Raw genomic sequence first — 6,491 nt, 5'->3', positions numbered from 1 at the left:
AGGCAAGGAACATTAAACCCTTGTTGATAACTACCGGAAATTGAGCGAGTCCGGTTTGCTTCTATCTCTCGCAGTACAATGTCAACTTTACCGATGAATGAAAGGTCGAGTGTTTGCAGCCCTGGCAAATTATCCCAAGTGAGAGTGGACAATCCAGGTACTCCATTAATTTTGGAGTCTTGCCAATCCCCAAATCGATTAATAGATGTGTTTTGAATATTGGAAATAGATGTTAGTGAGTAATTTTTTAAATTTATTACTCTTCCTAATTGAACATCACGTAAACGAGAATTCTGGCTGGCGTTACCTATTGTGCCCCCAGTAATTCCAAATCTTCTCAAAAAATCGCTGACAGGTTTAACACTTGTAACATTTCTATTACCTAAGCCAGGAATCGCTTCGGTTAAAGATGGTAAAGTTTGCCATTGAGTTAATTGAAAATCATCTAATGTTAACCCATTTAAATTGATTCCTTGTGCTGAAGCTATGGTTGAGAGATTTAAATTTTCTATTCCTAATTGAGGTGTTTCAAAATCTCCCAGTTCCATAAACTCGCTAATGCTTTGTCCTGCCGTCCAAGTTCTAGTTTCTGTACCTCTTGTGCGTGGATAGGTAACACTTCCACTTTCAGAAATAATCATGTCGCTGAACTTGAAGCGCGACCAATCAGGAGTAAACCCATTAGGTGAATTGATAACGGGTACTTGTGCTGAAGCCTTGGGTAGCAAAAAGCCTACAAAAGAGTTCAATAGCCCATATCTTATGAAACTATGAAGAAACAAGCTACCTACTAAACTAAAAAAGATTAAGTAACGTAAGGCGTTATCATTGAGGCGAAAAGATGATTTCATAAACTATTACCTTGTCTTAAATTATCAGAATTATTATTCAAAGCAATTAATTTGTTAACTAAGTCTTGAGAGACAGAAGCCTTATTAGTAGCAGTAGAAATGTCATCACCTGCTTGTATATAACCGATTAACTCTTGCAATCGTTGGTGTAGTTCATCTTGCTGAAGAATCCATCCACTTTTAATAGCAACAACAATACCGCCTCGAATTTGGTTAATTGTTTGCTGTGTTTTAACTAATGATTGCAATTGAGGTTTCGGGGCTGTTTGTTCTCGTGCGACATCATTCAGAATCGTTACCTGACTATATTTAGGAGTGCTATTACTTGTTGCTAGCCGAAAACTGTAAGCTTTACGCTCTCCAGAGGATGACTGCGTAATTACTGTTAACAAAGTGGTAGATGTTTGCGGTATTCCGGGAATGTTTACTCTTTTGATCCGTCGCAGATGAATCAGTCCAGCGCCGGGGCTAGAGCAATTCTGATCCAGTCCCGATAAACAACCATCTGTGTCAAGCAGAATTTGCGACGGATCATCTAACCAGACTTTTTTAATTGTCTCGCCAATTTCATAGAAAGAAATTGCTACACCGTGACCATTCCAGATGTTGATAGTTTGTAGTTTGGCCTGCGTCCCACTAGCTTGAGTCTGTTTGATCGTGCGAACAACTGGTGCGGCAATTGTGGATAGTGGTACACAAGCAAATGCTAGAGCCAACGGTATACCAATCAAAAACTTTTTCATGGCAACTCCAGAGAACGATTTACATTAAAAGTGACTTTGGTTCCCTGTGGAATAAACCAAGTATTGGGGCGGGAAGTAACTTCTTGAGTAGTACGTTGATTGCGTTGACTAAGATTTTGACTGATGTTACCAAAAAAACCTGACATTAACGCACCAGTGAGATTGCGCTGATTGCCACTACTACGTCTGCGAATCCTGCCTGTGGATTCATCAAGAATTTCTTCTTCACTATCCGGTTGGTTCATAATCTCCCCAACCTTCCCTAATGCAGACACAGCACCGCCAAACAAGTCACTTCGTGCAATCTCGCCGCCCCTGTCTTGAAATCTTCGAGCTATCAAGGGTCTACCACCAACTCCTGTCACGGAAATCGTACCCGCAGAAATAGGATATTCTGTATTATCTTTGATGATCGCTCTGACCGACGCTACAGCGTAACTGCCGCCATCAACCGAAGCTAATTCGACTGCCAATAAACTACCCGAAGGGATTGCCACTTGGCCATAGTTATCGCGTAAATCCTCTTGCAGTTTAGCAATAGACTTAGTGTTATTAGAGGTTGGTGTTTGTGTTTTTCCTGAACCATTAACTGTGGTTTGAACTAATGGAGTAACAATCACACCAGTAGCAAATGAGCCAACTGTCAAATAACGAGTTTGTTTACCTTGAATAATTTGGCTTTCTTGAGGTAAATAATTGTTAGCTAAAGTAATCTTGTTAACCTTAGAAGTCGCTTGCCACCTGGGGCGGAGCTTTTCAATCGAGTCGCTTGAGTTTTGCGGCGTGGTTGGGTCAAAATTATTTGTATTTGTTTGTTCATTTTGTTCATTCGGTTGATTTTGAATTGCTTGAGATTGAGCCGGATCTAATGAAGATTGTTTGCTGGTGCTAGTTTCGGCGTATGCGATTTTGCCGTAAGAACCGATGCCACGGAGTTTGTTCAATTGTTCAAGGGGATCTAGGGGCGTGAGTGTCCGTGCAGATATAGAGGATCTTGGAGAAAAACTCGTGCGTGTTGGTGGCTGAGTGTAGGTTCTTCTAGGTTGTGGTGCAGTCTGAGTTACGCGACGTGGTTGTGTATTTTGAACAGTCCGTGGTGCAGGTCGTGGAGATGGTGGGTTAGATGGCGGGTTAGATGGCACAACTTTTTGGTCTACTGAAACTGGTACTGGCGTTGGTTGGTCAAATTTATTTTTGTTAATGCGACCTAACTCATCTTCTTGATCCGACAAAGCAAGTTTTGCACGCGCATCACCGTCTCCATCATCACTTTGCTGGGCTTGTTCAGTGGTGGGTATTTCCTGCGTTAAGAGACCAATCTTTGGTGCTGGTGCGGGGTTGAAAACACCATTGAGCATCAAAAATATCGCTAAAAATCCAACTCCAAAAGGGACAGCAATTATTGCTAGTCTTGACCAAGGAGAAGTAACAAATGTGTGCTTAGTCGGTACTAATAAACTTTCCGGTTCTGATGCTTTATTACCATTAGTTTTATTAACATCATCTATTTTAAGCAAATCTTCTAAAGTCGATACAAACCTATTTTTATTATTATTTTCACTCATTTTCTTTTGCCCAAATCTAAATCGACAATTTCGGTAATTTCTAATCCGGCCTTCCTTGCCGAATAAATTTTCTTAGACAGTTCACTAGTATTAGCTGGGATATACTCTGGATTAGAAATTGATGAAAGTGTAATGGTTTTATTAAAAGTAATCCCTTTGCCGGAATTATCACTACGTTCAAAAGTTACCAGCGTGCCAATAAAATCTATTTCCCATTTGCCATCTCTGAGTTGCCGTGGCTGTGAAATAAATCTAGGGATTAAAGATACTTGTGTATCACCATTGAATATGCTCGTGGGAGTAATTGAGGCTAATTTTTTCAGAAATGCGGCTCTAAATCCTCCATTCTCACTCAACGCAAAGGCAGCATCATAAGCTTTACTTGTGACTCGGCTATTAGATTTATTATTAATCTTGCCTACTTCTACCCCAGTATCTTGCTTAGTTATCGGCTCACCTTTTTCATTGAAAGCTTGTACTATCCCATCCCAATTAAACATCTTAATAAAGGTATCAGAAATAAACTTTCTAATCACTTCATCAGAGCGTTTCTGAGGGTCTACTGCCCTAGCGGAAATCGTCTCACCTGATGATAATTGTACCAGGGCTAATTGCTTTTGATTTAGTATGCTGATTGATTGCCCCATAATTGAGGAATTGTAATAAGAGCGAAAATCCCGCCATTGAAAACCCAACTAAAGAGATTATTCCAACTCGTGTTGTCACATATTTATTGTATCTGAGTAATTGTAATGGCTCTTTATTAGCAGGAGAGGCTTTTTGATGATTCAGCATAGGCTTTATTTAGCTAATTTTCCGACTAAACTACCACCTTTAGTAGCAACCCCTTTAGCAACCTCAATGGCAATCCCACTGTAACTTTCAGCAGCTTTATTGATTTGAATTAAAACAGAAATGCCACCACCAGCTGCTAAACCTGTAGCTAAGAATGGCGCAATTATACCAATTGTAAATAGAAAGAACATTGGCTGATAAGATTTAGAATCAGCGACTAATTGCCCGGCGAAACCAACAATGATATTGAAGCAAAGTTTGCCAAAACCTATACTGAAATATCCTACTAACCAACTGTAGATTGATTTAGCTCCGTAAGGTAGCAGAGAACCACCAACAGCTATAGGCCCCAGCAGTGCTGTTACGAGCATAGTCAGTTCAATTCCCCATTGGTAAGCCCCATTCATTCCGACTAAAATTATCGTAACTATGTCAGTAACAGCAGACCCAACAAAAGCGTTAATGGGAGATAAAATTAAATCAATTCCATTTGCTTGACCATCTTTCACATCATTAAAAGCATCGATAGCGCCATCAATTGCATCTACAAACCAAGAAAAAGCCCCATTATTTTTGTTAAACTTGTCTGGATATTTTTTGGTTAAATCTTCTTTAGCTTGATTCAAACAATTGATTTCTTCTTGTTGACTTAAAGATGAATTTCTACATTTATTTACAGCAATACCAATAGCGCTACGTGCTGCTTCAGTTCCCAATGCACTTTCATACGCTTGCTTGAGATCGATTCCTGCCGCCGCTTCGCTAAGAACTATATTATTTACATTATTAATATAGTTTCTAATCCCCAAAGTTGACTTTCCTAGTACATCCCCCTTATTACTGAGCAAAAGAATTACTATTAACGGCCAAATAAAGTCTGTATAAGCTCTTTGCTCTTCCCCCGCCATCATTTTTTTTGTCCATTCAACGACGAAGAAAGTTAGTGTTGCTATAGCGAATAAAGCTCCGACTGTACAAACTGCTGAATAAACACCACCTCTAATAGTTTCGTTCCAAAGCTCATCAAATCCTTGTGCTATTGAAGCTGCATTTTCTTTTGCTAAATCAGCTAAATCGCCACCATCTAATTGCGCTAGTAAAAACATGATTTGAATCCTTGCTCAATACAGTAATTTTGAAAGATATTTGAACGCTACATCAGTCAGCAGAAGTAGGATCTAGCCGTGCATTAAGTACAACTTCATGTAATAGAGATAATCTGCCATCTTCTTCGGAGTTCTGCTTTTTCCGTTGGGAGTCAAGATGATCTGCCACTTGCGTCAGCATCAGGTTAGAGTAAGCATTGTCCTGTCGGGCTAACAGCGAATCAGTACGTTGTTCTGCTAACATCGACACAATTAAGCCGTTCTGAGCAGCGATCGCTTTGAGAACGTTTTGAGAGGCATCCATGTTCTGAGCTTGATCAGAAATATCTTTTGCTTGCTGGGCGATTTGTGCAGTAGTATCAATTTTTTCTTGAGTTTGCTGCTGTCCTTTTTCACTGACCACGCTAGCGACAGAAGCCAAAGCTAGGTCACGTGAGAGCTTCTGTGCTTTTTCTTGGGCAACAGGATAAGAATAATCATCCTTAAGTGAATCCTTCAATTGATCAGCCGAAGCAATTGGGTCAGGCGCACCTAATTGTCCGATAGAACTATCAATTGCAGCTGACGCGTTTTCTTTGATGTCAGCCCAAGCACTGTTAATCTCATCAGATGCCCAGGTTTGAATTTCACCAACTTCACTTTGAAGATCCGAAACTAATGAATTGATAAAATCGTTAATACTGAAACCATAACTAGGTGCAGCTATCAATAAACTGCCAACTGTAACAGAGATTATTACCCCAATTGTCCGCTTTTTCATTTAAGCTACCTGCCTTGTATGTGATTTTGAAATCAAATGTTTAGCCAAGTCTGATAACTCTTCCCCTCGAATCATTCTGATATAATCCTCACTAAATTTGACTAACCCAAGCAGAGGATTATCTTGATAGTATTTGAGAAACAAACTGCGTAATTCTTGCTCGTTGGGATTATTAGCAACTGAGGCTAATAAACAGTAAGCGGGATAATAGCGACAAAAAGTTAGCTTGCCGTTATCATCAAGCAACCACTGAGAGTAAATCCCTGACTTTTTTGGATAAAAAGCTTCCGTACTATTGACCCTGATGATTTCAGTTGGATATTTAAAGCGAACAATAAACGGGTCAACGGCTGATGATTGAATCCTGCCTACTAAACGTGTAGTGATATTGGCAAATATCTTCTGTGCAGATGCACTCTGATATATAGTCTCTGGTTCTTGAGCCGAGATGATGACACGGATACCAGACTTCGCACCATTGGCACACAATCGCCCAATCAGGTCAGCGATCGCATCGAATTGGAATAAAATTGGTGCTTCATCCAGGAAAAAGATGCTGGCTTTTGATGATAATGCGCGGCGTAAAGCAGCAGAGTATGCACTAAGAGCGAGTATGGCAGCATCAGCTTCACTCGATAAATTACGTAAAGCGAATACTAACAATTTGGCAT

6 protein-coding genes and 1 pseudogene are annotated in these 6,491 nt (G+C 40.0%); all 7 read right to left on the bottom strand.

Annotated elements, in window-relative coordinates; translation table 11 throughout:
* The coding region (locus tag H6G97_RS42810; protein ID WP_190946615.1) for a hypothetical protein at positions 1–851 on the bottom strand (851 nt) is incomplete at its 3' end.
* Positions 848–1,594 carry a hypothetical protein gene (locus H6G97_RS42805; RefSeq protein WP_190946614.1) on the bottom strand — a complete coding sequence of 249 codons (747 nt, stop codon included), beginning with the start codon at positions 1,592–1,594 and terminating at the stop codon, positions 848–850. The genes H6G97_RS42805 and H6G97_RS42810, both read right to left, overlap by 4 nt.
* Positions 1,591–3,159: a TrbI/VirB10 family protein gene (locus H6G97_RS42800; RefSeq protein ID WP_190946613.1), complete on the bottom strand. Its 1,569-nt coding sequence runs from the start codon at positions 3,157–3,159 to the stop codon at positions 1,591–1,593. The genes H6G97_RS42805 and H6G97_RS42800 overlap by 4 nt, the downstream gene beginning before the upstream one ends.
* The gene (locus H6G97_RS42795; protein ID WP_242055981.1) at positions 3,156–3,806 is read right to left on the bottom strand and encodes a hypothetical protein; all 651 of its coding nucleotides are present in this window, start codon (positions 3,804–3,806) and stop codon (positions 3,156–3,158) included. The genes H6G97_RS42800 and H6G97_RS42795 overlap by 4 nt, the downstream gene beginning before the upstream one ends.
* Positions 3,807–3,959: 153 nt before the next feature.
* Positions 3,960–5,060, bottom strand: coding sequence for a hypothetical protein (locus H6G97_RS42790; RefSeq protein ID WP_190946612.1), 1,101 nt, complete (start codon positions 5,058–5,060; stop codon positions 3,960–3,962).
* A gap of 52 nt (positions 5,061–5,112) precedes the next feature.
* Positions 5,113–5,820 carry a hypothetical protein gene (locus tag H6G97_RS42785; RefSeq protein WP_190946611.1) on the bottom strand — a complete coding sequence of 236 codons (708 nt, stop codon included), beginning with the start codon at positions 5,818–5,820 and terminating at the stop codon, positions 5,113–5,115.
* Positions 5,821–6,491: pseudogene (locus H6G97_RS42780) on the bottom strand (hypothetical protein); the annotation flags it as partial.

The sequence above is a fragment of the Nostoc flagelliforme FACHB-838 genome, from assembly GCF_014698065.1.
Taxonomy (GTDB): domain Bacteria; phylum Cyanobacteriota; class Cyanobacteriia; order Cyanobacteriales; family Nostocaceae; genus Nostoc; species Nostoc flagelliforme_B.
This window is presented reverse-complemented; position numbering and strand designations above follow the sequence as displayed.

Bases quoted from the DNA above. Each gene is read 5' to 3' on its own strand.
- H6G97_RS42805 (WP_190946614.1), bottom strand. From the start codon at position 1,594: ATGAAAAAGTTTTTGATTGGTATACCGTTGGCTCTAGCATTTGCTTGT.
- H6G97_RS42800 (WP_190946613.1), bottom strand. From the start codon at position 3,159: ATGAGTGAAAATAATAATAAAAATAGGTTTGTATCGACTTTAGAAGAT.
- H6G97_RS42795 (WP_242055981.1), bottom strand. From the start codon at position 3,806: ATGGGGCAATCAATCAGCATACTAAATCAAAAGCAATTAGCCCTGGTA.
- H6G97_RS42790 (WP_190946612.1), bottom strand. From the start codon at position 5,060: ATGTTTTTACTAGCGCAATTAGATGGTGGCGATTTAGCTGATTTAGCA.
- H6G97_RS42785 (WP_190946611.1), bottom strand. From the start codon at position 5,820: ATGAAAAAGCGGACAATTGGGGTAATAATCTCTGTTACAGTTGGCAGT.